This window comes from Collinsella aerofaciens (assembly GCF_015546965.1).
Lineage (GTDB): Bacteria > Actinomycetota > Coriobacteriia > Coriobacteriales > Coriobacteriaceae > Collinsella > Collinsella aerofaciens_X.
This window is the reverse complement of sequence record NZ_JADMUF010000010.1, coordinates 36,798-62,077: the sequence shown is the minus strand read 5'-3', so window position 1 is coordinate 62,077 and position 25,280 is coordinate 36,798. Positions and strand designations below refer to the sequence as shown.

The following is a 25,280-nucleotide window of genomic DNA, read 5'->3' as shown; positions in this document are numbered from 1 at the left end:
CCCTATGCCACCTTCCTGTATCCGCGCGCCCTGCGCGCCTCGTCCATCGTTGCGTAGCGGGTAGCGTCCACCCAGTGGTCGTTCCCGTCGGGTATCTCGTTGAGCACCTCGCCGTCCGGCGTCTGCGCGTACTCCAGCGCGCGCACCTCCGCGGCCAGCCTCGGGCAGCGCTCCGGGTCGATGACCCATTCGGACAGCGACTGCAGGAAGCGGTACGAGGCCATGCGGCCCGGCTTGCCCTTGCCCGCCGCCCTGGCGTTGACGCCGTGGTCGCGCTGCACGGCGATGGCCGTTGGGTCGGCGTCGTCGGACAGCACCGGCAGGTGGTGGTAGGCCGGACGCCCGTCGCCGCCGTCCCACGTGAGCAGCTCCCTGACGCGCTCGGCCTGCCCGTCGGGCGGCAGCTTGTTGGCGCCGTCCTCGCAGAAGGTGAGCAGCGCGCGGCCGCCGGGGCGCCACTCGCTGCCGGTGACGGCCCACGGGTCCGGGTACCAGCCGAAGTCCTGGCCGAAGCGCAGGCGCTCGAACTGCGCCACCTCGTCGTCCGTGATGGCCCTGAACACCACGTTGTCGAACACCTCGGTGCCGATGCCCACCGGCTCGCCCAGGTACTCGTGGCGGTACGCGCGCTCGTCGGCAGCCTTCAGGCTCTCGGCGTCCTCGATGAACTGCCCGCCCAGCCACTCCGGCGGCACGTCCAGGTAGGTCGAGCGGAACACGGGCAGGCCCGCGGCCTCGCGGCGCTCCATCTCGGCGTTGACCCAGCAGCGCGCCGAGCGCGGCGGGTTGAACGAGTACAGGCGCACGCAGCCCTCGCCGCCTCGCGTGAGGGACTGCGTGACCTTGCGTATCTCGGCCATGCCGGCGAACTGGTCTGCCTCCTCGAACCACGCGCAGCCCACGTAGCCGAACGGCACCTTTATCGACTTGATCTTGTTGGCGTTGTCGCAGCCGCGGAAGATGATCTTCTGCCCCGTGGCCTTCCTGGTGATGCGCAGCGTGGACTCGGGCATGTCGTACCCGTCCTCCAGCCCCAGCGCGCGGATGGCCCACACCACCTGGGCGTAGGCCGCGTCGCGCAGGTCCGCCTTGCGCTTCATGAGCACGACGGCGTGCTGGTCGGGGTGCGTCTCGATGTACCTCACGACCTCCAGCGAGCAGAACGAGGACTTGGTGGAGCCTCGGCCGCCGGCCAGCCATATATCGCCGCGGTGGCCGCCGGCGATCATGCGGTGCGGCTCCAGGAACGGCGGGGCCAGCAGCAGCGCGAAGTCCCGCACGAACGCCGCGCCCTCCCCGGGCGCCTCGTCGGGCAGCCACTCCATGAGGCGGTCGGAGGCGTCGGCCAGCGCCTTGACGGCGGGCGCCATCTCCTTGTCCGCCAGCGAGTGCCGCTCCACGGCCTCGCGGCCCTTGCGCAGCAGCAGCCCCTGGGCGTCGATGATCTCGGCGCGCGTGACGGTGGCGGCGCGGGCGGCGGCCTCCTGCAGGGCCCTCAGCCTTGCCGATACCTTGCCGGTGGCCTCCAGGCGGCACGCCGCGCTGTCCACGGCGCTGTCCTTCCACTTCGCGGAGCCGGGGTATGCGGCGCGGTAGGCCGCGCGCTGCGTGGCCCCCTTCGCCCTCTCGCGGGCGTACGCCTCCTGCGCGGGCGTGAGTATGTCGGTCCTGTTGCTTCCCATGGGCGGCAGTGTCGGGCACGTGTCGCCAAAAGCGAAGGGGCCGCCCCGAAGGACGGCCCCGTGGAGGAGACCCGCCGGGCCCAGCCCGCCCGGCGTGCCCACAGTATCCGGTTGTTGTCGCCCGCTACCCCGCCAGCGCCGCGGCGAGCGCCATGCACCCGCGCAGCACCATGAGGTCGACGGCGAGCGCCGCCAGCAGCACCAGCAGGCAGCCCCTATTCGGTCCCCCGTCCACCGCGCACCCCCCTGGTCTCGTGCCATTTGAAGTCGCCGAACGCGTGCCCGCACCAGCGGCACTCGTCGCCGGCCCTGGGCAGCCTGTGCCACACCGTGCGCGTCCCGCACTTGGGGCAGCGCACCTCGATGCTGGGCCTGCGCTTGGGCCTCTCCGTACCGTTCGTCATGATTCGTCCTCTCCTTCCAGCTCGTCTATCCACAGCGCGCACTCCTCGGCGGCCCTCACCGCCAGCGTCCGCGCCAGCGAGTCCGGCAGACCGCGCAGCAGCTCCAGCAGGTTCTCCGCGGCCAGCGCGCAGCCGGCGGCCCCGCCGCCCAGCAGCTCGACCTCGCCGCCGTCCGGCTCCATGGCCGTGCGCCTCCCGCAGCGCCCGCACTCGTACTCGATCGTCCTCACTGCCCGCTCGCCTCCTCTCCGGCAGCCTCCTGCGCGGCGTCCGGCGCGAGGGCGTCGAGCCACCACTTCAGGTCCTTGACCACGGCGCCGCACGTGTTCGCCACGGCGGCCGCGAAGGCGGCGTCCCCGTCGGTGCGCCATCCCTCCAGCAGGCACACGCCGTCGATGCACGGGCTGCAGTCGGACCACTCGGCGGCCAGGTCGTGCACCATCTGCCGGCGCCTGTGGCCGTCGTCCATGGTCGGGTGCCACGGGAGCCAGCCGAACCGGATGGGGTCGGCGTCCCCCGCCGAGGCGTACGCCGTCTCCTGCAGCAGCCCGCACGTCTCGCTGAACATTTCGAGGTCGGTCCAGGTCGGCCCCACTATCGCCACGCGGCGGATATCCACGGCGCCGCGCCCGGGTACGTCCACCCTCATCGCCCGGTCACCTCTTCCTTCCTCTCGTCCCTTGTCCTTTTCCCCGCGGCCCACCAGCGACCGAAGCCCTCGGCGCACTCCGGGCACAGGTGCCCGCGGCGCCCTATCCTCCAGATACCGCGGTACGGCATGCGCAGGAGCTCCAGCGCGCGCTGCTCCACGTACGCCCCGCAGCGGTCGCACTTGTATACCTTCATCTCTCGTTCCTCTCGTTCGTTCTTATCTCTTGCATGATTCCTAGGTTGCGGGGGCGGGAGCCGTCGCGCACGAGTGCGGGCGCGGCCTTGGCCCGCACGCACGTCCCCCGTAACCCTAGGTCTTGCCGTTAGGTTGGTTAGGTCACTCTTATACCTTTAGGTATAGTCCGACCTAACCTAACTACCAGCCGGTCATGGCCGCCTCCATCTCGGGGTCGCGCAGCACGCCGGGCTTGCCCCTGCCGCCCTCGGAGATGATCGGGCACCAGTCGTTCTTGTCGGCCTTCACCCAGTTCTTCACCTGCCCCTCGGTGGGCGCCCTGCCGCCGACCTCGGGCATGCGCTCGACCACGTTGGCCACGGTGGCGTCCACGCCGTCCTCGGCGCAGGCGGCCATGCCCTCGCGCAGCGCCTCCAGCTTCTCGGACTGCTTGCGGGCGTCGTTTCTCGCCTTGCGCTCGCGGCCCTGGGCGCGGTAGTCCATGCGGCCCAGCTCCTCGCCCTCGGGGCTGGCGTCGGCGAGCGCGCCGGTGGCGTCGATGCGGTGCATGGGGTAGTCGAACAGCAGGTTCACCGGCTCGAAGCGCGGGAACTCGCGCAGGGTCCCCTCGACGCGCCACGCCGTCATGGCGCGGGCCGACCGGCGCGCGGCCACCACGCCGTCCAGGAACGCGCCGGCCCACTCCGGCCGCACGGCCTCGACGCGCGAGCGGCACGCCGAGACCATCGCGTCGCCGCCGGCCGCGCGGGCGTCGTCGGGCACGGAGGCGCGCCAGTCGCCGAGCGCGGCGGCGTTGGCGTCCATCCACGCCTCGCACCAGCCGCCGACGCGCCGCGCCTCCAGCTGGGCGCGCAGCTCGTCGGAGACGTGCAGCTCCAGCATGTCGAGCAGCGCGTCGGGGTCGCGGGCGAACACGCCCGAGCCGGACGCGCGGTCCATGGAGCGCTTGCCGCCCTGCGCGCCCTTGGAGTGGTGGTGGCAGTAGATGACGGCGCACCCCAGGCTGTCGGCCACGCGGTCGAACTGGTTGCAGAAGGCGGCCATCTGGTCGGCGCTGTTCTCGTCGCCGGTGATCACCTTGTAGATGGGGTCGATGATGACGGCGATGGGGCGCTCCTTGGCCGCGCGTCGTATGAGCGCCGGCGCCAGCTGGTCCATGGGCTTGGAGCGGCCGCGCAGGTTCCAGATGCACACGTTCTCCAGGTTGCGCGGCTCGGCGCCCATGGCGGCGTATACGTCGCGGAAGCGGTGCAGGCAGCTGGCGCGGTCCAGCTCCAGGTTCACGTACATGACGCGGCCCTGGGCGCACCTCCACCCGAACCACGGCAGGCCCTCGGCCAGCGACACGGTGAGGCCGATCAGGGCGAAGCTCTTGCCGGCCTTGGAGGGACCTGCCAGCAGCATCTTGTGCCCCTGGCGCAGCACGCCCTCGATCAGCGGCGGCGCGAGCTCGGGCGGGTCGTCCCACGTGGCGGCCAGCGTCTCGGGGTCGGGCAGGTCGTCGTTCTGCTCCTCCAGCCACTCGCGCCACTCCTTCCAGCTCGCCCTGCCCATGGAGCCCGCCACCATCCACTGCCTGCGGCCGGCGCGCATGGCGCCGGGCATGCGGGACAGGCGGGACGGGTTCTTGTTCTGGGTGTCGAGCTTCAGGCCGTTGTCCGCGCACGTGCGGTACAGGAAGTCGACGCGGCGGCGGTACTCGTCGTAGTCCTTGGCGTCGACGCGCACGATGGCGTGCACGGACTTGTTGCCGCTGTGGACCACGGCGGCGATGGGCAGCTCCAGGGCGCGCATGACGGCCATCTGGCGGCCCGGCGCCATCTCGTCGGACTCCACGAGCGCGTAGCGGAACTCCGCCACGTTGTCGTTGCGCACGCCGCCGCCGTCCAGCGGGTTGAAGCGAATCCACGCGCCGCTCTCGGGGTTGGGCGTGCCGATGGAGCTGGCTAGGTCGTCGCCGTACTTGGCCACGCTCTCGATCAGCTCGCCGGCGGTGCGGGTGTAGATGCCCTTGCCCGCCGGCGTCCACCGGCCGTCGCGCTCGAACGCCTCGGTGACGTAGCCCACCACGTCCTCGGGGTCGAACAGCGCGGACAGGTAGCGCGTGAGCTGCTCGCCGGGGTGCCAGTCCGCCGCGTCGGGCTCGCGCAGCTCGTCGGACTCCAGCCACGTGGGGTCCACGACGACGTTGGCCGGCTTGGCCGCGGGCGCCGCCTGCGGGCGGGTCGTGCGCCAGTCGCGCGCTCCGCCCGGCACGGGGCCGTCCCACGGGTCGGCCTCGCACACGTCCCAGTCCAGCGCCACGTCCTCGGAGGCGGGAGGCTCGTAGCCGGCCTCCATGGCCATGTGCACGAGCGTGCCGCCGTTCACGCGGCCGTCGCCGCCGGCGCGGAAGGTGCGGTACTTGCGCTCGCACTCGCCGGCGTGGTAGCGGGCGGCGTCGCGGGCGCTCCACGCGTCCCAGACCTCCCACGGCACGCCCTCGGCCGCCAGCGCCATGCCGACGTCCACCCAGCCGCGGTAGTCCAGCCCCGCGGGGTCCACGGCGTCCAGCAGCCCCTGCAGGTCGTCCTCCAGCAGGCTGCCGCCGCCGTATCCGTAGTCGTCCATCTCTTACACCCCGTTCCTCGGGTCGTAGGTCGCCGGGTCGACGCCGCGCGGGACGCCGCGCCAGCCCTGCGCCGCTATGCGGCCGATCATGTTGCTGGCCGCCTCGAACGGCCACGTGCCCACGGCGCGGAAGCCGTAGGACTCCAGCCGCCGTATCTGCTTGGGCGTGGCCAGCCCCTCGCGGCGGCGCTGCGCCAGGCGGTCCAGCAGCAGGCTGGCCTTGCCGCGGCACTCCACGGCGTCCGGGAAGATGCCGTAGCGCTCCAGCGCCGCCAGCTGCTTGTCCGTCGGCGGCTCCAGCTCGGCGGGGAACGCGGGCTCCCAGCCGGCCAGGTCCTCCGAGCGGATGCTCATGGCGAACTGCACCGGGTCCACCAGCGCGCGCTTGCGCTTGCGCATGGACGCCAGCTGCTCGGCCAGCGCCTCCTCGCGCCGCCGCACGACGTCCTCGGACGCCTGCCGCTCCACGGCGCCCAGGTCGACCGGCCCGCCGGCGGCCCCGGCGATCTGGGTCATGCGCTCGGCCACCTCGGGCGACCTGGCCACGATGTGCGCCGGGCGGCACAGGTCGTGGCGCTCGGTCATCCACAGGAAGTCGAGCACCAGCAGGTCGGCCTTGCCGGTGGCCGGGCTCAGGCGGGTGCCGCGGCCCACCATCTGCACGTACAGGCTGCGCACCTTGGTGGCGCGCAGGACCACCACGCAGTCCACGCTGGGGCAGTCCCAGCCCTCGGTGAGCAGCATCGAGTTGCACAGCACCGCGCCGGGGCCGGCGGCGTCGAAGCGCGCCAGCGTCTCGGCGCGGTCGGGGCTGTCGCCGTTCACCTCCATGGCGTCGAAGCCGCGCTCCGCGAGCGCCGCCGCGAACTTCTTGGACGTGGCCACGAGCGGCAGGAAGGCCACGGTCTTGCGGCCCATGCACCCGGCCGCGGCCATCTCGTCGGCGATGCGCCCCAGGTACGGGTCCAGCGCCGTGCCCAGGTCGCCGGCCGCGAAGTCGCCGGAGGAGACCCTGACGCCGGCCAGGTCGATGGCCACCGGCACGGTCTCGGCGCGGACGGGGCACAGGTACCCCTCGCGGATGGCGGTCGGCAGCGTGTACTCGTAGGCCACGCTCTCGAAGTACTGGCCCAGGTCGCGCTTGTCCCCGCGGTCGGCGGTGGCGGTCACGCCCAGGACCTTGGCGCCGGGGAAGTGCCCCAGCACCTGCTGGTAGGAGTCGGACAGCGCGTGGTGCGCCTCGTCGACCACGATGGCGTCGAAGTGGTCGGGGGCGAAGCGCGCCAGGCGCTTGGGCCTCATGAGGGTCTGCACGCTGCCGACGGTCACGCGGTACCAGCTGCCCGCGCTCGTCTCCTCGGCGCGCTCGACCGAGCAGCCCAGCCCGGTGGCGGCGCGCAGCTTGTCGGCGGCCTGCTGCAGCAGCTCGCGGCGGTGGGCGAGTATCAGGACGCGGCCGCCCGCGTCCACGACGTCCTTGGCCACGGTGCAGAAGACCACGGTCTTGCCGCACCCCGTGGGGAGGACCAGGAGCGTGCGCGCCCGGCCCCCATCCCACTCGCGCTCGATGGCCTCGCGCGCGGCCTGCTGGTAGGGTCTCAGCTCCACGGGTGCCGCCTCCCTACTGGATGCCCCAGGCGCCGGGGGCCGCCTGCTGCTGGACGCCCTGTGAGGCCGTCTGCGGGGCCGGTGCGCCCGGTGCGGGCGAGTACTGCGGCGCGGGCGCGAACGCGCCGTTCTGGGCCGCCTGGGACGCCTGCGGGGCGTATCCGGCGGGCTGCTGTCCCGGCGCGGGGGCGTATCCGGCGGCCTGCTGCTGCGCCGCCGGGGCCGCCTGCGCGGCCGCGGCCCTGCAGGCGGCGTCGTAGGACTCCCACGCCTCCTGATACTCCTCGGGCTTGACGAACCACTCGACGTCGTTGGTCTGGCGCTCCTGGCCGTCGCGGCCGGTGTAGGAGCGCACCTTCAGCTTGACGAAGCCGCCCGTGCCCTCGATGCCGCCCCAGTCGATGATCACCTTGCCGGCCCCGTTGCGGCCGCGGCCCACGGCCTCCATGAAGCGCGAGACCTTCCACAGCTGGTTGCGCGTGATGTACAGGCGCTGCTGCACCGTCGTGTCGCGGCCGTCGGCGCCGGTCACGGACAGCGTGAGCTTGGCCATGGGGCACTGCGGCATCTTCTGCGAGCCCTGGTAGCGCTCGCGCTCCATCTTCTCGACGCGGAAGGGGTAGAAGCCCTCGGGCAGCAGCGTCCATCCGCCGTACTGCCCGTCGTCCGGGTCCGCCTCGCACACGTCCCAGTCGAGCGCCACGTCCTGCATCTCTGCCATCTCTCAATCCTTTCTCTCTCGCCGCCCTCGGCGGCTCTCTGCTAGTTGAAGGGCACGTCCTCGGCGGCGCGGTACTCGGCCACCTTGGCCTTGACCGCGTCCCACTGCGGGACGATCAGGCCGGCGACGTAGTCGGCCGGGTAGTTGGCCAGCGGCGTGTCGGGCGTGAAGTGGCCCTGCAGCACCGCGAAGCCGCGCACCTCGTCGGGCGTGACGCCGTCGCGCTCCATGAGCTGGACGGCCGGAGCCCAGAACGCGGGCAGCCCCTCCGTGCCGGGGATGCTCGCCGGGGCGTCGCCCGCGGGTGCCGGCTGGGGTGCCGGTGCCGGTGCCGGGGCGGGTGTCGGGGCCGCGGCGGGCGCCGTGGCGGGTGCCGCGGCAGCGGCCGGCTGCGGGGCCGTGGGGGAGGGCACGTGCGGCGCGATGGCCTCGTAGCCCAGCGGCACCTCGTCGGGCAGCCCCCAGCGGTTCTTGGCGTCCCAGGCGGCGTGGTGCGTCGTGAAGATGGTGCGCTTGGCGCCGCGCGCCTTGCCCTTGGCGCTGAAGCCCTCGCCGACCATCTCGACGACGGTCTTGTAGTTGACGAACAGCAGCGCGTCCGCTCACTCCTTCAGCAGGCCGGCGTCCTTCTTGTACATCTTCATGGTCCAGCGGTCGTAGCTCGCCGCCTCGTCGGGCTGGTCGAACTTGCTCACGGTCGCGTGCGCGGTCACCACCACGTTCATGCCGGCGTCGCGCACGTCGGTGAGCAGGTCGAGCAGGCGGCCGAATTCCTCCAGCGCGTACTGCCAGCACTTGCCGTAGTTCAGCGCCTCCATGGACGCCCACTTGTTCTTGGCGCACAGCTCGGCGCACAGCAGGCGCTCGGCCCAATCGGCCGTGTCCAGCACCAGCGTGCCGCACGGGCGCTCCGCGGCCACGGCGCGCACGAGGTCCTTCAGCGCCGTCCAGCTCTGCGGTGCCTGGGTGCGGGCCACGTCGTAGCCCTCGGTGCCGCCCTCGGTGTCGATGAACAGCGGGTCGGGGAACTGCGCGGCCAGCGTGGTCTTGCCGACGCCTTCGGGACCGTAAATCGTCACCTTCTGCGGGTGGATGGTCGCCCCGCGGCTAATGTTCAGCATTGTTGTTCCTCCTGTTGTTGGCCTGTGTTTTTGCATCTGCCCACCTGCAGTTGTCCGGACAGTAGTCGCCGTTCACGTCGATACGGTCCAAAGTGCAGGCCATATAAGGCGCGTCGGGGTTATAGCCGGCTGATTCCGCCCAGTTGCGAAATGCGCCGAAATCGTGCAGCCACTCGTCGCATACGCGGATGCCGCGCCCGCCGTAGTTGGCGTAGTCCTTGCGCGCCTTGTCGTAGCAGCGCTGCTTCATTGAGTGCCATATGCCATACAGCCGCGATCTGCCGCCACCGTGCGTTGCGCGCGCCCTGTTCCTGGCCGTCACCTGTTCCGAGTGGATGCATCCGCAGCTGCGTGTGTTGCCGCTCGTTAGCGAGGATGACGGTACGGTGGCTTTCCCGCCGCAGTCGCACCTGCAAAGCCAAGCGGCTTTTCCACGGACGGTGCCGACGCGCTTAATGGCAGTGAGCCGTCCGAACCTGCGCCCCGTCAGGTCGATGAAGGCCCCCATTACCTGATCTCCCATCCGGCCGGCGCGACGGGCGCCTCGGCCTTCTCAGCGCCGCCGGGCTCGCCGCCGAGCTGCCCGCGGCCGTCCTCAATCACCAGGCTGCACTCGCCGCCGGTGGACACGCGCGTGCCGATGACCTGCAGGCCCTCGGACTCCGCCCACGCGCCGAACTCGGCCAGCGTCTGCAGGTCCATCTGCTCCAGCTTGTCGACCAGCACGAAGCCGCACTCCGGCTTCAGGCGGCGCACGATGGCCGTGGCCACCTTCAGCTGCTCGCTGCCGCTCATGCAGTCCCACGGCTGGCCGCCGTAGGTCAGGCGCGCCTCCTCGTCGACGGACAGGCCCGGCAGCGGCAGGTCCGCGCCGCGCAGCAGGTCCGTGCGCTCGGCGCGGATGCGGTCCATCTCGGCGTCCAGGTCGTCGTACTGGGACTTCAGCTCGTCGGCCTCGGCCATGGCGCGGGCGCGGCGGGCGTTGGTGCGCACCTTCTCGTTCACGGCGTCGGCCGCGGCCAGCTGCGCCTGCAGCTCGTCGGTGGACTCGTCGTGCAGCTGCGCGGCGTCCTTGCTCGCCGTCGCGGCGTCGCCGGCCAGCGCGTCGACCTCGGCCGTCTTGGCGTCCACGGCCTGCCTGATCTGGGCCTCCTGCTGCTCCAGCGCGGCCAGCTGCGAGCGCGCGACGGCGAGGCGCGCCTGGATGGCGGACGCCTCGTTGCGCTTGCGCTGGTTCTCGCCGTTGCGGGCGAGGATGGCGGACTGCGCGGCGATCAGCTCGGCGGCGTCGACCTCCTCGGCCGGGGCGTCCGGCCAGAACTGCATCTCCTCGGCGCTCGCGCGCTTCTGGCGCTCCATCACGCCGACGTCGTGGCGCTGGTTGTAGACGCTGCTCGCCTTGGCGTCCAGCTCGGCGAGGCGGTCGCCCACGCCCAGGATGGACAGCAGCGTCTCGGCCTTGTCCTTGTCGCTCGACTCCATGAAGCGCGGCAGGTCGAGCGCCAGGCGGTCCACCAGCGAGCTCAGCAGCGCCTGGCCGGACTTGCGGCCGGAAGGGTCGGTCACCTTCAGCGAGCCGTTCTTGCCGCGGCGCTCCACCACGATGCCGTTGTCCAGCACCACGCGCAGCGCCGGGGCGCTCGCCGCGCCCTCGCGGGCCGCGTTGGACGGGCGCAGCTTGTCGCCGCCCAGCGCCCAGCCGATGGCGTCGAGCAGGCTGGTCTTGCCCTGCCCGTTGCGGCCGCCGATCACGGTCAGCCCCTCGGCGCGCGGCTCCAGGTAGACCGCCTTCACCCTCTTGACGTTCTCGGCCTCGACCGATGCGATCTTGACCATCTCTACTTCTCCTCCTCGTTCTCGTTTTTGTTCTCGCTCTCGCGCACGGCCTCCAGCCACGCCTTGGCCTCGGCCACCAGCTGCATCTGGCCCGCGCCCATGCGCCAGCCGTCCTCGACGGCCGCGGCCACGGCCTCCAGCCACGCCGCGACGGCGACGGGCGCCTGCACGGTGCCGCCGGGCTGGCCGCCGGCCACGCACATCCATACGCCGCCGCCCGGGACCGCGTCGCCGAGCCAGTCGTGGAGCGCGTAGGCCCCGCACATGCCGGTGATCCGGCCGTCCGGGCGCGTGCCGTCGTAGCCCGCCGCGTCCAGGGCCTCGGACGCCTCCGTGTAGGCCGACCACCTGTTGTCGGGGTCGCCCAGGAACGACGCGGCGGCCTTGGCCATGGCGTGCTCCGGGTAGTCGCCCTCCAGCAGGCGCTCGGCGAGGTGCGCGAACATGGAGCCGGCCGCCTCGCGGCACGTCGTCTCCATGCGGTCGGCGTCCTCGCGCAGCCTCGCCGCGGCCGCCTTCTCCTCGGTGTCGGCGGGCACGTAGCGGTAGGCGTACGGCACGGCCACCGTCGGCAGCACCAGCACCCACGCGGCCCCCTCCGGGTCGTCGGCGGCCTTGTCCTCGAACGCCTCGGGGTTGTCGGCGCGGCAGTCGTAGGCGTAGCCGGCCGTGTCGAAGGACTTCTGGCCGTGCAGCTCGACGCCCAGGCGCTCGGCGGCCTCGTCGAAGGCGGCCACTATGCGCTCGCTCTCGACCTCGCGGCGGCACTCCCTGGCCACGCGCGCCCATTCGCCCTCGCTCGCGTTCGCCACGCGGACCGAGCGCTGGCCGGTGAACTCGGCCACGGCCAGCAGGTGGTCCAGGCTCATGGTCTCGGCCTCGGCGCCGATCTCGGACGCCACGCGGCGCACGCGGGCCATGCCCTTCTTGCGCACGGCGCGCTCGACCTTCTCGGGCTCCACGCCCAGCAGCAGGCAGCGCTGCGCGCCGCGGCTGCGCTCGGCGTCGTCCAGCGGCTTCTTGTCGTCGGTGGCCAGCATCGCCAGCGCGGCGTCGGCGTCGCCCCAGTCCTCGCACACCACGGCGTCGAACTCGGCCGTGCCGGCCTTGCGCATGGCGCGCCAGCGGCGCTCGCCGTCGACGATGCGGTACACGCCGCCGTCCTGCACGAGCAGCGGCGGGGTCATGGGCTCGCCGGGGTGCGCGGGGTTCAGCGCGAAGCTGGCGGCCAGCGCGTCGAGGTCGCCGAAGTCGCGGCGGGGGTTGCCCTCGCTCGGGTAGACGTCCTCGGTCTTTACTCTCTTCAGTTGCATGTTTTCTACTCCTCCTAGCTGGGAAAATGCGTTTGTGTCATTGATTTGAGATTTTTTTAATCATGCGTTCGAGGCGTCGGCGCCTCGCCTTCAGCAGCCTGGTGAGCGTCCTCACCTCCCACCGCTCCAGCGCCTCGTCGTAGGCGTCGCGCGCCCTCGCGGCGCGGTAGGGCGTCATGCCCTCGGTTCGGGGAGGCGCGGGCCTCGGGTCCGGTGCGCTCTGCAGCCTCGTCTCGGTGGACGCGTACACGGCGCGGTCGGCCGGCCCCAGGCGCTCCATGGCCTCGGCCGTCTCGGACTCCGCGCGGGCAACCAGCGCCCTCAGCTCGCACGGGCGGCAGGTTCCGCTCGCCCTCAGCTCGGTGCGGGCCATCCCGCACGCCGGGCACGTCTCGGAGCACCTCGGCTCCCAGTGGCGCAGGCTCACGCCCATGCGGGACGCCTTCTGGCGCACGGCCTCGTTGGACCTCCGCAGCGCCCTGGCCACCTCGCGCCTCGGCATGGTGCCGGCGATCTCGGCCAGCCTGCGCTCCTCGGAGGCGGTCCAGGGGCGGCACTGCTCACCCCTCCTCATTTGGCGCGCCCTCGCCGGTGTGCAGGTAGTACCAGCCGTGGGCGAAGGCGCTGCGCTCGTGCTCGTTGGTCACGAGCCCCTGCCCCTGGTAGAACTGCTGCCTGTTGCGCAGCCAGTCGACGGTCCACGCGGCGTTGCCGCGCGTCTTGGGGTTGAGCACCTGCCTGCTGGTCTGCAGGACGACCTCCTCGCCGGCCTCGCGCAGGTGGCCCAGCAGCTGGCCGCACAGCCACGGCGTCTGGTGCGAGCCCTTGGTGCCGCTGCAGCGCCCGGGGTAGGGGACGAAGCCCTCCATCACGACCGGCCCGTGCTCGTGGGTCTCCAGGAACCTCCGGAGCAGCGTCCAGATCTCCTCGCAGCGCGCGTCCAGCAGGTCGTTGTCCGCGCCGCAGCCCTCCTTGAAGGCGAACGTGCGCGAGTCGAGCACGCGGCGCCGCGTCATGTGGACCACGCCCGTGTGGAGCGACCCGGGGTCGATGGCCACGATGGCCTCGACGGCCTCTACTCCTTCGCCCATTCCGCCACACCCCCCTGGTAGTCGGAGACGGCGGCGGAGTATCCGCGCTCGTACGCCCGCTCCATGCCGTCCACGCGGCCCTCGCCGTAGCCGGCCGCCGTGCCCTGCGTGTAGCCGAGCTGCCACGCCTGCCCCACGGCGAGCGCGACGAGCAGGGCCACGGCCAGCGCCGTGCGGACCGTGCGCCAGAACTCGGCGCGCCTGTGCGATACTTGCGGGTACCCGCTCACGCGGGTCTCTTCAGGGGACTGGGCGCGCTGTGCTTGGCGGCTTCCGCGCGCTCGGCCCTCCACCTCTCGTACTCCCGCCGGACCTCCGGCAGGGCGAACGCGGACCTTGCGGCAGTCAGCGCCGCCCGACGCTCCGCGGCTGTGGCGCCCATATACGATCACCTCCGCCATCGCTACTCGTCCTCCCCGTCTTCCAGCAGCTGCTCCATGGTCACGCCCAGGACCTCCGCCAGCTTCCTCAGCTTGGGCACGCTGGCCACGGTGCACCCGCGCTCCCAGCTGCTGACCATGGCCACGCTCGACGCGCCCACGGCCACCGCCAGCTGCATCTGGGTCATGCCCAGCGCGCGGCGGCGCTCCTTCATCAGCTTCCCGTTCATCTACTCCTCCTTCTCCTTGTCGTCGTCCCACTCGGGCGCGCGCACGATGGTCTCGAAGTCCGTGGCCCAGCCGACGCCGCGAACGGTGAAGCGGATGCTTGCGCAGGCGTAGTACGTCTTGCCGCCCATCTCGAAGGGCTGGCACATGTCGGACTCCATGAGTTTCATGGCGAACATGTCGAAGCCCCACTTCGCGTTGATGCGCGAGGTGATGGAGTTGTGCGTCTCCTCCATGCACCCGTTCTCCGCCAGTGCGAAGGTGATCATCTCCGGCGTCATGGCCTCGCAGCTCGGGCTGTACTTCTCGTCCATTGCTTCTCCTCTCGGTAGGTTGTGTTCGTGTAGTAGTACACGAACTTGTTGCATCTGTAAGATACAAAGAATCCGTGTACTAGTCAACTAATAATTTGCAATTTATAATCGAGGTCATGTAGTAGGTACACAGATAGGCGGTGAAAATCGCATGCTTTACGAGCTAAAAGCGATCAGGAAGCGCTCCAACCTCTCGCAAAAAGAAGCCGCCGAGCAGCTGGGCGTGAATCCCGGGACGTATAGAAACTGGGAACAGTGCAAGAACCAGCCGCAGAAAAGCTCCGAAGTAAAGCGTTTGGCCGACTTCTTCGGCGTAACCGTTTCGGAGCTATACGGGTATGACCTCGCCGCACCAGGCGTCATTGCCGCCGCCATGGGGATACCGGACGAACCGGAGCCAAAACCTGTGCGCGTGATAGACAAGCGCCTGGAGGCCATCGAGGACGCCTACGAGGCGATGAACGAGAACGGCCGGCACGTGCTGCACAGCGTGGCCACGTCGCTGGCGCGCGACCCGGCCAACGCCGGCGGGGAGTAGTCCGGCGGTATTCGATTGAAGTGAGGGGAGGCGCCCGGCCATGGCCACGGCGGCGATCTACGCCCGCTACAGCAGCGCGGGCCAGCGCGAGGAGTCCATCGAGGACCAGGTGAGGGTGTGCCGCGCGGCCATCGAGGCGGCCGGCGACGCCGTGGGGCACGTCTACGAGGACCGCGCCACGACCGGCACGACCACGGACCGCCGCGCCGGGTTCATGCGCATGGTGGCCGACGCCCAGAGGGGCCTGTTCTCGGCCGTGTACGTGTACAAGCTCGACCGCTTCGCGCGCAACCGCTACGACGCGGCCGTGTACCGCCGCCGCCTGAAGCAGGCCGGCGTGCGGCTCGTGAGCGCCACGGAACGCACCGGGGACGGCCCGGACGGCATCCTGCTGGAGTCGATGCTGGAGGGGCTGGCGGAGTACTACAGCGCGAACCTCTCCGAGAACGTGCGGCGCGGGCTGGCGGGCAACGCCATGAAGTGCCGCCACAACGGCATCCGGGTGTTCGGCTACGACCACGGGCCGGACGGCCGCTACGTCGTCAACGAGGGCGAGGCGGCCGCGGTGCGCCGGGTGTTCGCCATGTACCAGCAGGGCGAGCCGTTCAGCGCCATCATCGGGGCGCTGCCGGCCGTGCGCTCGAAGGGCGGCGGCCCGCTCACCGTGCAGGCGGTGGGCAAGATGCTGCGCAACGACAAGTACGCCGGCGTGTACCGCTACGGGGACACGGTGGTGGAGGGCGGCATGCCCGCGATCATCCCGCGCGACGAGTTCGACGCCGTGCAGCGGCGCCTGGCGCTGCGCACCAGGAGGAGGAGGTCCACGGTGGACTACCTGCTGTCGGGGAAGCTGTTCGACTCGGAGGGCCACCGCTGCCAGTCCAGCAGCGGCCACGGGAAGTCGGGCAGGAAGTACACGTACTACCGCTGCCCGGCGACCGGCCACCAGGTGCGCCGCGACGCGCTGGAGGCCGAGGTGGCCCGCATGGTGGCCGACGCCCTGGCCGCCGACGACGGCGCCGTGGAGGGCATCGTGGCCGACGTCATGGCCGAGCAGGAGGCGGCGCTGGCCGACGACCTCGCCGCCGTGCGCGCCATGGAGAAGAGACTGGGGCAGAACGCCCGCGAGCAGTCGCACATGGTGGACCTCGCCGCGAAGACCGGCGCGGTGGACGCCGTGGCCGAGAAGCTGAACGCGCTGTCCGACGAGCGGGCGGCGCTGGAGGCCGAGGTGGCCGACGCGCGGGCCGGCATGGGGGCGCTGGACGCCGACCAGGTGGAGTTCTGGGTGCGCCGCGTCATGGGGCGCTCCGACCCGCTGGAGGCCGTGCGGCTGTTCGTGCGCCGCGTGGTGGTGGACCGCGCCGCCGGCACGCTCACCGCGGAGTTCACGTTCGACAAAAAGGAACCCCCGCCGGACGGTCCCGGCAGGGGTTCGCGTAAGTATCTCGGGGCTGGGACGGAGGGATTCGAACCCCCAACAGCCGGCACCAAAAACCGGAGTTCTACCGTTGAACTACGTCCCAATGTGTGGTGTTGCCCAAAAGCAACTCGTTTAGTTTACCTAATCTGCGAGGGCATCGCAAACGCCATCGAGCAGGCGTACGGCGAGTGTCTGCGCGTCGCTGGCCGTGAAGGTGCCGTTGTAGCGCGTCATGCCCGTGAGCTCAATGCGAATGCGTGCTGGCTTCTGCTGCGCGGCGACATTGGCAGTGCGGATGCGCTGGGCCAGGTTATGGCACTCGGCGAGGGCGATCGTGGCGCGCGGCGCTGCATCTGCGGGCAGCTCATCGCTTGCAATTTCGAGTACCAGGTCCACGTCGGTCGGAACCTCGGAATCGCAAAGCATCATGCCGCTACTATCGGTCGTCGCCGTGGCGATGTTCCACATGCGCGATGCAACGCTGCGCGCGATGGGGTCCTCACCGATGACGGCAATCTGGAAGCGCTCGAGCACGTTGGCGGCGCGAGCAAAACCGATGCGGGACTCGGCTTCGGTGACCGAGGGCTTGCCCTCCCACACATGGTGCAGGCGGTTGATGTAGGCGTAGGTGTCCTGGAAGGCCATGCCGTCGGCAAACAGGCCGACATTTTCCTGGAACTGCTGCAGGGCGGCCTCGGTATGCGGACCAAAGTAGCCGTCGTCTTCGCCACAGGCAAAGCCCAAAACGTTGAGAGCGCGCTGCAGGGCCTGCACATCGGCGCCATGGAAATTGGGCATGCGCAGATAGAGAGTGCGGTCGCCCAGCTTATACGAAGCGTCTACAAGGGCGCTCCAGCAGGGGATATCGACGGCGTGACCGGCAGCAAGGCCGCTGTCGAGCCTGAAGGTGCTGACGGCCTGCTCAGTGGTGGCTCCAAAGTACTTGTCGGTGACTTCGGCGGCATCAATCGTGTAGCCGAGCTGCAGGAGACGAGACTGCACGTCCTCGACGGCTGCTCCTTGCATGCCCGTTGTAATAGGTTCCATGAACGAACCCCTTTCGGCGTACCATTCGTACTATTTGAGCGTCTGTCGGATAGACAACGCAAAGGGATGCATAAACATGCACTCAACAGTGTAGCAAGTTGTGCCTAAATACGCTGCTGACAGGTTTTATAACCCCCGTTAGTTAAGGCGCTCCACAAAGAAATCTGCCATGGAGAGGAACAGCTCGCGTGCGTGCGGATCAAGCTCAACGTTCTCGATGGCCGCTTTGGCCTTAGCGGTCAGGTCGAGCGCGTAAGTGTGGGCGTAATCGATGGAGCCGGTCTCCTGGAAGATCTCCACGGCGCGTGCGAGCTGCGCGGGATCATCGGTGCCCGAGGAAAGAATCGCCTCGACCTCGTCGTGGTAGCGCTCATCAGAGAGGGCATGAACGGCGACAAGCGTGCGCTTGCCCTCGGTGATGTCGGTGCGGAAGTCCTTGTTGGCGGCTTCCTTAGTGCCGACAAGGTTGAGCAGGTCGTCCTGAATCTGAAAGGCAAGGCCCGTATGCAGGCCAAAGGCGCGCAGCGCTTCGATTTGCTCATCGCTGCCGCCGCCGATAATGGCTCCGGCGGCAAGCGGCGTGGCTCCGCTGTAAAACGCGGTCTTGTGCGTCGCCATGTCCAGGTAGTCATCAACCGAGATATCAAAGCGCCCGTCACGGACCCAACCCAGGTCGAGCGCTTGACCCTCGATGGTGCGGACGATCATCTCGGTAAGCTCGTGGAGCACACGCAGCTTCACGTCGGACTCCAGCGTGGGGTCGTCGAGAACCGTCTTGGTGACCATGGTGAGCGCCAGGTCGCCACAATTGATGGCAAGGCCCGTGCCCTCGGTAAGGTGCATACAGGGCTTGCCTCGACGAAGCTGTCCGTTGTCGGCGATGTCGTCGTGGATCAGCGCGCCCGACTGGAAGTGCTCGATGGCTGCCGCGGCGCTGCGGGCGCCCTCAAAGCTGCCGCCCACTGCGGTTGCGGCGAGCATACAGATAAGCGGGCGGTGGCGCTTGCCGGCGTTGGCCGTAAAAGCCGAGAGCGGCGCGTACAGGTAGCGCTCGATATCGGCAGAGGTCGCCTGTCCGTCAAAGAACGTGGCCAGATAGTCGTTAATCTGGTCAAAGTGCTGGGCTAAAAAGCTGGTAAACGGACTGGACACGGGTTCTCGCATTCTTTCTTGGGTTACATCGTTGCGGTGTGCAGATACCATATTGCCACATTGGAGTTGCCGGCGCGTCTGTTTTGGCGATTTGGAGAAACGGGACGCGTGCGCGTGCCGGCTGCTTATATAAGCCTAAAGTGCTCGAGCGCCTTGACGACGCCATCTTTGTCGACCGAGTCGGTGATGTAGTCGGCGCGCTTTTTGAGATAGTCTGGCGCATTGCCCATGGCGATACCGACATCGACGGCGTTCATCAGCGAGACGTCATTGCTGGCGTCGCCGATGCCGTATACGGTTCCATGGTGGGGATCGAGGGCGTCGAGTACAGACTGGATGCCCCCGCGCTTCGTGCATTCGCGGGGCGAGATTTCGGTTACCTCGAGTTCGAGCTCGTTAAAGCACAACAGCGGCTCAAGTGCCTTATCTTGAGCGATGTGGTTGGCGAGCGATGTAGACATCAAGATCTTGTAGGCACTGTAATGTTGCAGCTGCGTGACTGCGTCGCCCAGGGTGCGCGCGTATCCGGGAGCATCGGGGGCATCAGCACTCATGCGCACGACGCCGTTGAGGCCCTCAAAGCGGATGACTTCGCCCGACTGCTCAAGATAGGGGGCAAGACGCTGCAGCATACTGGGCGTCATCGACAGATCGCGAATTGCGTGTCCGTTGATCTCGGCGTAACCGCCCGCAAGACAGACGATGCCGGTCCAGGGCAGCTCAAGAAGTTTGGGGTGGATGCAACTGAGGGTGCGCCCTGTGCAGATAAAGGCCATGTTGCCGTTTGCAACGAAATCGCGGATTGCCTGCGAAACCGCCTCGTTGGGATAGGGGGAGAGGTCCCGCTCGTCTTCGGGAAGGTCTTGGGCGAGCCTGGGGTCTTGCCAGGCGAGCGTTCCGTCGATATCGAAGAAGCAGATGTCGCCGCGCTTATGGGCTGCGCTGGCGGCAGGGGAGGCCGAGGTGGTGGGCACAAATCCCGGCTCGAGGCCCATGATCTGGTCAAAATGCTCTTTAACGCGGGGAACGGAGATGCCGATAATCACCTGGGCGGTCTTGCCCGTAATGATGAGGCCCTTGGCGCCCACCGCGACAAACGACGCGTTATCTGCAACGATGGAAGGGTCTGCGACCTCGACGCGCAGGCGCGTGGCGCAGTTGGTTGCGCCCACGATATTGCCAACGCCACCTAAAAGCTGAATTACCCGCTCAGCGAGGACGTGATCTTGATCGGATCGACTATTGACCTCGTCATTGGGGGATTGCTCTTTGGCAAAGTCGTTTCCCGTTAAACAATCGATTGCCGCGCGATTGGCGACATGATCCTCGCGGCCCGGTGTCTTAAGGTCATAGACCAAGATGAGTGCTCGAAAACTAACAAAAAAGATGAGGCTAAAGGCAAGGCCGATACCGAGCGCCAAAAGATAGGCACCGGCATGCGTGCGCATGAGCGGAATAAAGTTGAAGGCTGCCATCTCCATGAGGCCGCCCGAGAAGATGCCGACGATGCCAAAGAGATTCATGGTTGTGGCAAGGCAAGACGATAAGACGGCGTAGAGCAAAAAGAGCCCGGGGTGGGTGAACATAAAGAGAAACTCGAGTGGCTCGGTAACGCCGCAAACCACCGAGGCGATGATGGCGGGAACAAGGATGACCCTGAGGCCGGCGCGGCGCTCGGGTTTTGCGGTGGAGTAGAACGCAGCCGCGATGGCAGGAAGGCCAAAGAGCTTGACCCAGCCGGTGGCGGTAAAACCGGCCCACGGCGCAAGCTCATTAAGGGGGCGCGTACTATGGGAGAGGATGGGGAGCAAGCTGCTCCACGTGGCGTAGATGCCGTCGTTAATGACCAGGTTGTCGTAGTAGATCGGCATGTAGAGCAGGTGGTGCAGGCCAAAGGGCTCGAGTGCTCGTTCTAAAAAGACAAAGATGCCCACGCCAAAGGGACCGACGCCTGCAAGCGTGTGACGCAGCGCATCGGTTACATCGTATACGTAGGGCACGATGGCGGCCGAGATAGCGGCAAGGGCAAACACGGCAAAAAAGCTGATGAGGTAGACCAGCGAGGAGCCCGAGAAGGTGCCGAGCCAATCGGGAACCTTGGCATCGTAGAAGCGGTCATGTATGGCGACGACGGTTGCCGATACCGCCAGCGGGCCGATAATGCCGGTGTCGAGCGTCTTGATGCCGTCGATGACGGTGATACCGCTGGCGGAGGTCAAAGATGACGGGTACTCAAGTCCAAGGTTGTCTCCGCTCAGCTTAATGATCTCGCTCAAAAAGAAGCAGTAGGCAAAATAGGCGACGAGAGCCTCGAGGCAGCAACGAGCCGGTTGTTTTTGGGCAAGACCGATGGGCAGCGCTACGGCAAAAAGGAGCGGGAGGCGTTTAAAGACAGTCCACGAGCCGCGCTGGATGATGGTCCAAAAAACGTACCAAGGGGTTCCGTATACGGCGAGATCGCCGACGATGTCCGCAGTCGTTGCGAGAGCGGAGACGCCGACCATGAGGCCTGATATAGAAAACAGCATGGCGGGAGCGAACATTGCCCCGCCAAAGCGTTGGATTTTTTGCAGCATGTTCTGCCTTCCGAATATCGAGGCGCGTTGCGCGTGGGGAAACGTTTAAACAATGGATTCATTGTAGAGGACCAGACGATTGTCGTACCGGCAGTTTTGAGCGAAACCGATTTGGGCATGACAGAAACCGTCAACGGTTAAATCCTGCCGCTTTACCGATATTCGGTTTAAACAACTTTAAGAAATGCTATCGTGCCTAGCCGGAAATGAACAATATAGAGGTGAAACAATGCCAAAAGCGATATACGAAGGAATCTATCGAGAAATACGCTCGCGCATCATTAATGGGACCTATGCGTTTCAGGAGATGCTGCCAACCGAAGCCGAGCTGACCGCGGAGTTCGGATGCACTCGCAATACCGTCCGTCGCGCCTTGGGTATGCTGTCCGACGGGATGTTTGTGCAGCCCATACACGGCAAGGGCGTGCGCGTTATTTGGCTTAAGGGCGAAACCGACATGTTGGGCGCACTCGAAGAGGTTGAGTCGTTTGGCGAGTTTGCAAAGCGCAACAATGCCGTCGCATCGACCGAGGTCAAGTCTTTTGAGCATTTGATTTGCACTGAGCAACTCTCTCGTCGCCTGGGCTTTAAGGTGGGCGAGGAGTTGATTCGCGTGGTGCGTGTCCGAAGCCTTAACGGCAATGCGCGCCAAGTAGACCATGGTTACTTTTTGGAGTCGATCGCCAAGGGTCTGACGCCCGAGATCGCCGCAAAGTCAATTTACGACTATCTGGAGCACAAACGCGGCGTCAAGGTGATGGCGAGTCGCCGTACAGTGAGCGTCGAGCTTGCCAACGATGAGGACTGCAGCTATCTTGACCTTGGCAAATACAACTGTGTCGCCGTCATGGAGAGCCAGTCGTACACCTCGGACGGCATCTTGTTCGAGGTCACGCATGCCCGCATGCATCCTGAGATCTTCCACTACCGCGTCAACTCCAAGCGATAGCCGGCTAGCTCGCAGCCCGACGAGACTCATGCCCTCAAAGAGAAAACGCCCGGTCAAACCGACGATGCATCGGCTTGACCGGGCGTTTTCTCTGCATTCGATAACAAATAATTGTTTATACAAAACTTGTCAAGTATCAAGTTGAAATTACCGTTCACCAATGTTTTTCTACCGCTCTAGTAATACTTGTTCAAACAACTAGCCAAATAGCGTATTGTACAAATCAGCAAAAGGGGCAAAGTCCCCGAGCCAATCTCCGAAGGCGGCGGCAAAGGGTGCCGCCACGGTGTGAAAGGGTGGATTGTAATGAAGAACGAAATGAGCAGAAGGCAGTTCCTGGGCTTTGCTGGTTCCGCGGCTGCGGTTCTTGGTCTGGGTCTCGTGGGCTGCGGTGGTTCTGCCGGCTCCGGCTCCTCTGCTTCTGGTGACGCTGCCGAGGTCTACTTCCTCCAATTCAAGCCTGAGGTCGACAAGGAGTGGAAGGAGATCGCCAAGGCCTATAAGAAGGAGAAGGGCGTCGAGGTCAAGATCGTGACCGCTGCTTCCAACACCTACGAGGAGAAGCTCAAGTCCGAGATGTCCAAGAGCTCCGCTCCGACCCTGTTCCAGGTCAACGGCCCCACCGGTCTTAAGAACTGGAAGGATTACTGCGCCGACCTGTCCGATACCAAGCTCCGCGGTGAGCTCATTGACGACTCCCTGGCTCTGCAGTCCGATGGCAAGGATCTGGGTATCGACTGGGTCCAGGAGAGCTACGGCATCATCTACAACAAGCAGCTGCTCGAGAAGGCTGGCTACAAGGCCGAGGACATCAACTCCTTCGACAAGCTGAAGGCTTGCGCCGATGACATCCAGGCCCGCAAGGACGAGCTCGGCGTTGACGGTGCCTTCACTTCCGCCGGCATGGATGACTCCTCCAGCTGGCGCTACACCACCCACCTCGCCAACCTCCCGCTCTACTACGAGTTCGAGAAGGAGCACAACCAGGAGGACGACGAGATCAAGGGCGAGTATCTCGACAACTTTAAGCAGATCTTCGACCTGTACATCACCGACTCCACCTGCGATCCTTCGCAGCTCGCCTCCAAGACCGGTGACGACGCCACCAACGAGTTCGCAACCGGCAAGGCCGTCTTCTACCAGAACGGCTCTTGGGCCTACGCCGACCTCACCAAGGCCGGTATGACCGACGACCAGCTCGGCATGCTGCCGATCTACATCGGCGTCGACGGCGAGGAGAACCAGGGCCTGTGCTCCGGCGGCGAGAACTACTGGTGCGTCAGCTCCCAGGCTTCCGAGGATGCTCAGAAGGCCACCGAGGACTTCATGTATTGGTGCGTCACTTCTGACACCGCCACCAGCATCATCGCTGACAAGATGGGTCTGACTGCCCCGTTCAAGAGCGCCAAGGAAACCACCAACGTCTTCTCGCAGCAGGCCGTCGCCATGGCCAAGGACGGCAAGAAGACCGTCGCTTGGGACTTCGTCTACATCCCCTCTGAGGAGTGGAAGAAGAACCTCAAGCAGGCTCTGATCGCCTATGCTGCCGACAACAGCAAGTGGGACGGCGTCAAGAATGCCTTCGTCGATGGCTGGAAGACCGAGAAGGCTGCTTCCGAGTAAGCAGTTGCTGCCCAAGCTATCTGATTAGCGACAGGGGGCGGGCAGACGTTGGTTTGCCCGCCCCCTGCATATTGAAAGGACCCTTCTATGGGCAAAGCACTCAAGCGCTGGTGGCCGCTCTTTATGCTGCCCACGTGCCTGGCGTTTATGATCGGGTTCGTGATCCCCTTTATCCAGGGCTTCTATCTCTCGTTCTGCCAGTTTATTACCATCAACAATACGCACTTTGTCGGTATCGAGAACTACGTGCGCGCACTGTCCGATCCGCAGTTTGCCACGTCGTTCTTCTTTACCGTGGCGTTTGCCTTCCTGTCGACGGTGCTCATCAACGTGATCGCCCTCGCCATTGCGCAGGCGCTCACCCGCAAAGCGCTCAAGGGCACCAATATCTTCCGTACGATCTTCTTTATGCCTAACCTGATCGGCGGCATCGTGCTGGGCTACATTTGGCAGATTCTGATCAACTGCCTGCTCTCCAACGTGGGCGCCCAGCTCATCGCCCTTAACTCTGCTGCTGGCTTCTGGGGCCTTATCATCCTGACCCTGTGGCAGCAGGTCGGCTACATGATGATCATCTACATCGCTGGTCTGCAGTCCATTCCGTCCGACTACATCGAGGCTGCCAAGGTCGACGGTGCCACGGCATGGCAGACGTTTTGGAAGGTTAAGATCCCTAACCTGATGCCGACCATCACCATCTGCCTGTTCCTGTCTATCACCAACGGCTTTAAGCTGTTCGACCAGAACCTCGCCCTTACCGGCGGCGCCCCCGCGCACTCCACCGAGATGCTCGCCCTGAACATCTACAACACGTTCTACTCGCGTGCCGGTATCGCATGGCAGGGCATCGGTCAGGCCAAGGCGGTTGTCTTCTGCATCCTGGTCGTAGCCATCTCCATGATTCAGCTTAAGGCCACGAGGTCCAAGGAGGTGCAGCAGTAATGAAACGCGATAAGGTTATCAACCGCGCGCTCTCGATTTTCTTTACGATTCTGTCGCTCGCGTGGATCTACCCCGTGTTCATGATTGCGCTCAATTCCTTTAAAAAGGCAACTGCAATCAGCACCACCACGGCATTCGATCTGCTCACGCCCGAGACGTTCAACGGCCTCGCAAACTACATGCACGCCCTTAACGAGCAGGGCTTTGCCTCGGCATTTATGTACTCGCTCATCATCACGGTCACGTCGGTCGTGCTGATTCTGTTGTGCTGCTCCATGTGTGCTTGGTACGTAGTGCGCGTCAACAGCAAGATCTCGAACTTCTTCTATTACCTGTTCGTCTTCTCGATGGTCGTGCCCTTCCAGATGCTCATGTTCACGCTGTCCAATTTGGCGGACCGCATCGGCTTCAACACGCCGTTCAACATCTGCTTTATCTACCTCGGCTTTGGCGCGGGCCTGGCGGTCTTTATGTTCGCCGGCTTTGTAAAGAACATTCCGCTCGAGATCGAAGAGGCGGCCATGATCGACGGCTGCAACCCGGTCCAGGTGTTCTTTAAGATCGTCCTTCCCATCATGAAGCCCACCTATCTTTCGGTCGGCATCCTCGAGACCATGTGGGTCTGGAACGACTATCTGCTGCCCTACCTTACGCTCGACTCCACCAAGTACAAGACCATTCCTATCTTGATCCAGTACTTCCGCGGCGGCTACGGCCACGTCGAGCTCGGCCCCATGATGGCCTGCATCATGATGGTCGTTATCCCCATCGTCATCATGTACATCCTCTGCCAGAAGTACATCATCGACGGCGTGGTGGCAGGTGCCGTCAAGGGCTGATGCCGTAACTGTTTTGCAAGTTTCTGCGGCGCCCCT

At 66.4% G+C, this 25,280-nt stretch carries 25 protein-coding genes, 1 tRNA gene and 1 pseudogene; 6 read left to right on the top strand and 21 right to left on the bottom strand.

Annotation, left to right across the window (positions count from 1 at the left end):
* Positions 1-2: 2 nt before the first annotated feature.
* The 17 genes from I1M21_RS07895 to I1M21_RS07815 all read right to left on the bottom strand — a co-directional run bounded on the left by I1M21_RS07895 (position 3) and on the right by I1M21_RS07815 (position 14,155).
* Positions 3-1,550 (bottom strand): PBSX family phage terminase large subunit, encoded by a 1,548-nt coding sequence (locus I1M21_RS07895; protein ID WP_195193142.1) that lies wholly within the window; start codon positions 1,548-1,550, stop codon positions 3-5.
* 532 nt (positions 1,551-2,082) lie between these two features.
* The gene (locus I1M21_RS07890; RefSeq protein ID WP_195193141.1) at positions 2,083-2,268 is read right to left on the bottom strand and encodes a hypothetical protein; all 186 of its coding nucleotides are present in this window, start codon (positions 2,266-2,268) and stop codon (positions 2,083-2,085) included.
* A 44-nt stretch (positions 2,269-2,312) separates the two neighbouring features.
* Entirely contained in the window at positions 2,313-2,735 is a 423-nt protein-coding gene (locus tag I1M21_RS07885) for a hypothetical protein (RefSeq protein WP_195193140.1), read from the bottom strand.
* The gene (locus I1M21_RS07880) at positions 2,732-2,932 is read right to left on the bottom strand and encodes a hypothetical protein (protein WP_195193139.1); all 201 of its coding nucleotides are present in this window, start codon (positions 2,930-2,932) and stop codon (positions 2,732-2,734) included. Before I1M21_RS07880 ends, I1M21_RS07885 begins: the two co-directional genes overlap by 4 nt.
* A gap of 181 nt (positions 2,933-3,113) precedes the next feature.
* A complete protein-coding gene (locus tag I1M21_RS07875) occupies positions 3,114-5,543 on the bottom strand; it encodes an AAA family ATPase (RefSeq protein WP_195193138.1) in 2,430 nt (809 codons plus the stop codon).
* Positions 5,544-5,546: 3 nt separating this feature from the next.
* The gene (locus tag I1M21_RS07870) at positions 5,547-7,151 is read right to left on the bottom strand and encodes a DEAD/DEAH box helicase (RefSeq protein WP_195193137.1); all 1,605 of its coding nucleotides are present in this window, start codon (positions 7,149-7,151) and stop codon (positions 5,547-5,549) included.
* A gap of 13 nt (positions 7,152-7,164) precedes the next feature.
* Complete coding sequence (locus I1M21_RS07865) at positions 7,165-7,872, bottom strand: hypothetical protein (RefSeq protein WP_195193136.1); 708 nt, start codon at positions 7,870-7,872, stop codon at positions 7,165-7,167.
* 41 nt (positions 7,873-7,913) lie between these two features.
* Complete coding sequence (locus tag I1M21_RS07860; RefSeq protein WP_195193135.1) at positions 7,914-8,432, bottom strand: hypothetical protein; 519 nt, start codon at positions 8,430-8,432, stop codon at positions 7,914-7,916.
* Positions 8,433-8,474: 42 nt separating this feature from the next.
* Positions 8,475-9,029, bottom strand: coding sequence for an ATP-binding protein (locus I1M21_RS07855; RefSeq protein WP_195193134.1), 555 nt, complete (start codon positions 9,027-9,029; stop codon positions 8,475-8,477).
* Positions 8,980-9,243, bottom strand: coding sequence for a hypothetical protein (locus I1M21_RS09855; protein ID WP_229025692.1), 264 nt, complete (start codon positions 9,241-9,243; stop codon positions 8,980-8,982). Before I1M21_RS09855 ends, I1M21_RS07855 begins: the two co-directional genes overlap by 50 nt.
* Positions 9,244-9,500: 257 nt before the next feature.
* Positions 9,501-10,829 carry an AAA family ATPase gene (locus tag I1M21_RS07845; RefSeq protein WP_195193132.1) on the bottom strand — a complete coding sequence of 443 codons (1,329 nt, stop codon included), beginning with the start codon at positions 10,827-10,829 and terminating at the stop codon, positions 9,501-9,503.
* Positions 10,830-10,831: 2 nt separating this feature from the next.
* Positions 10,832-12,142, bottom strand: a complete 1,311-nt coding sequence (locus tag I1M21_RS07840; RefSeq protein ID WP_195193131.1) for a ParB/RepB/Spo0J family partition protein — start codon at positions 12,140-12,142, stop codon at positions 10,832-10,834.
* 37 nt (positions 12,143-12,179) lie between these two features.
* On the bottom strand, positions 12,180-12,716 hold the full coding sequence (locus I1M21_RS07835; RefSeq protein ID WP_195193130.1) for a hypothetical protein: 537 nt from the start codon (positions 12,714-12,716) through the stop codon (positions 12,180-12,182).
* Entirely contained in the window at positions 12,703-13,233 is a 531-nt protein-coding gene (locus I1M21_RS07830) for a hypothetical protein (protein ID WP_195193129.1), read from the bottom strand. Before I1M21_RS07830 ends, I1M21_RS07835 begins: the two co-directional genes overlap by 14 nt.
* Positions 13,218-13,394: a hypothetical protein gene (locus I1M21_RS07825; RefSeq protein WP_229025691.1), complete on the bottom strand. Its 177-nt coding sequence runs from the start codon at positions 13,392-13,394 to the stop codon at positions 13,218-13,220. The genes I1M21_RS07830 and I1M21_RS07825 overlap by 16 nt, the downstream gene beginning before the upstream one ends.
* Positions 13,395-13,636: 242 nt before the next feature.
* Positions 13,637-13,843: a helix-turn-helix domain-containing protein gene (locus I1M21_RS07820; RefSeq protein ID WP_195193127.1), complete on the bottom strand. Its 207-nt coding sequence runs from the start codon at positions 13,841-13,843 to the stop codon at positions 13,637-13,639.
* The gene (locus I1M21_RS07815) at positions 13,844-14,155 is read right to left on the bottom strand and encodes a hypothetical protein (protein ID WP_195193126.1); all 312 of its coding nucleotides are present in this window, start codon (positions 14,153-14,155) and stop codon (positions 13,844-13,846) included. It lies immediately after the preceding gene.
* 151 nt (positions 14,156-14,306) lie between these two features.
* Here I1M21_RS07815 and I1M21_RS07810 point away from each other — a divergent pair, with 151 nt between their 5' ends.
* A complete protein-coding gene (locus I1M21_RS07810; protein WP_195193125.1) occupies positions 14,307-14,693 on the top strand; it encodes a helix-turn-helix transcriptional regulator in 387 nt (128 codons plus the stop codon).
* Positions 14,694-14,733: 40 nt separating this feature from the next.
* Positions 14,734-15,480: pseudogene (locus I1M21_RS10020) on the top strand (recombinase family protein); the annotation flags it as partial.
* 667 nt (positions 15,481-16,147) lie between these two features.
* On the opposite strand, the gene I1M21_RS07795 reads toward I1M21_RS10020, so the two are convergent.
* The 4 genes from I1M21_RS07795 to I1M21_RS07780 form a co-directional block, all read right to left on the bottom strand.
* Positions 16,148-16,219 (bottom strand) — tRNA-Gln (locus I1M21_RS07795).
* A 38-nt stretch (positions 16,220-16,257) separates the two neighbouring features.
* Complete coding sequence (locus I1M21_RS07790) at positions 16,258-17,163, bottom strand: peptidoglycan-binding domain-containing protein (protein ID WP_172678006.1); 906 nt, start codon at positions 17,161-17,163, stop codon at positions 16,258-16,260.
* Between the two features lie 138 nt (positions 17,164-17,301).
* Positions 17,302-18,315, bottom strand: a complete 1,014-nt coding sequence (locus I1M21_RS07785) for a polyprenyl synthetase family protein (RefSeq protein ID WP_271763221.1) — start codon at positions 18,313-18,315, stop codon at positions 17,302-17,304.
* Between the two features lie 125 nt (positions 18,316-18,440).
* The gene (locus I1M21_RS07780) at positions 18,441-20,891 is read right to left on the bottom strand and encodes a PTS transporter subunit EIIC (protein WP_195193122.1); all 2,451 of its coding nucleotides are present in this window, start codon (positions 20,889-20,891) and stop codon (positions 18,441-18,443) included.
* 184 nt (positions 20,892-21,075) lie between these two features.
* Here I1M21_RS07780 and I1M21_RS07775 point away from each other — a divergent pair, with 184 nt between their 5' ends.
* The 4 genes from I1M21_RS07775 to I1M21_RS07760 all read left to right on the top strand — a co-directional run bounded on the left by I1M21_RS07775 (position 21,076) and on the right by I1M21_RS07760 (position 25,244).
* Positions 21,076-21,840: a GntR family transcriptional regulator gene (locus I1M21_RS07775; RefSeq protein WP_324248733.1), complete on the top strand. Its 765-nt coding sequence runs from the start codon at positions 21,076-21,078 to the stop codon at positions 21,838-21,840.
* 306 nt (positions 21,841-22,146) lie between these two features.
* On the top strand, positions 22,147-23,463 hold the full coding sequence (locus I1M21_RS07770; RefSeq protein ID WP_195193120.1) for an ABC transporter substrate-binding protein: 1,317 nt from the start codon (positions 22,147-22,149) through the stop codon (positions 23,461-23,463).
* A gap of 87 nt (positions 23,464-23,550) precedes the next feature.
* A complete protein-coding gene (locus I1M21_RS07765) occupies positions 23,551-24,405 on the top strand; it encodes a carbohydrate ABC transporter permease (protein WP_195193119.1) in 855 nt (284 codons plus the stop codon).
* Positions 24,405-25,244, top strand: coding sequence for a carbohydrate ABC transporter permease (locus I1M21_RS07760; RefSeq protein ID WP_195193118.1), 840 nt, complete (start codon positions 24,405-24,407; stop codon positions 25,242-25,244). Before I1M21_RS07765 ends, I1M21_RS07760 begins: the two co-directional genes overlap by 1 nt.
* The last annotated feature ends 36 nt before the right edge of the window (positions 25,245-25,280 follow it).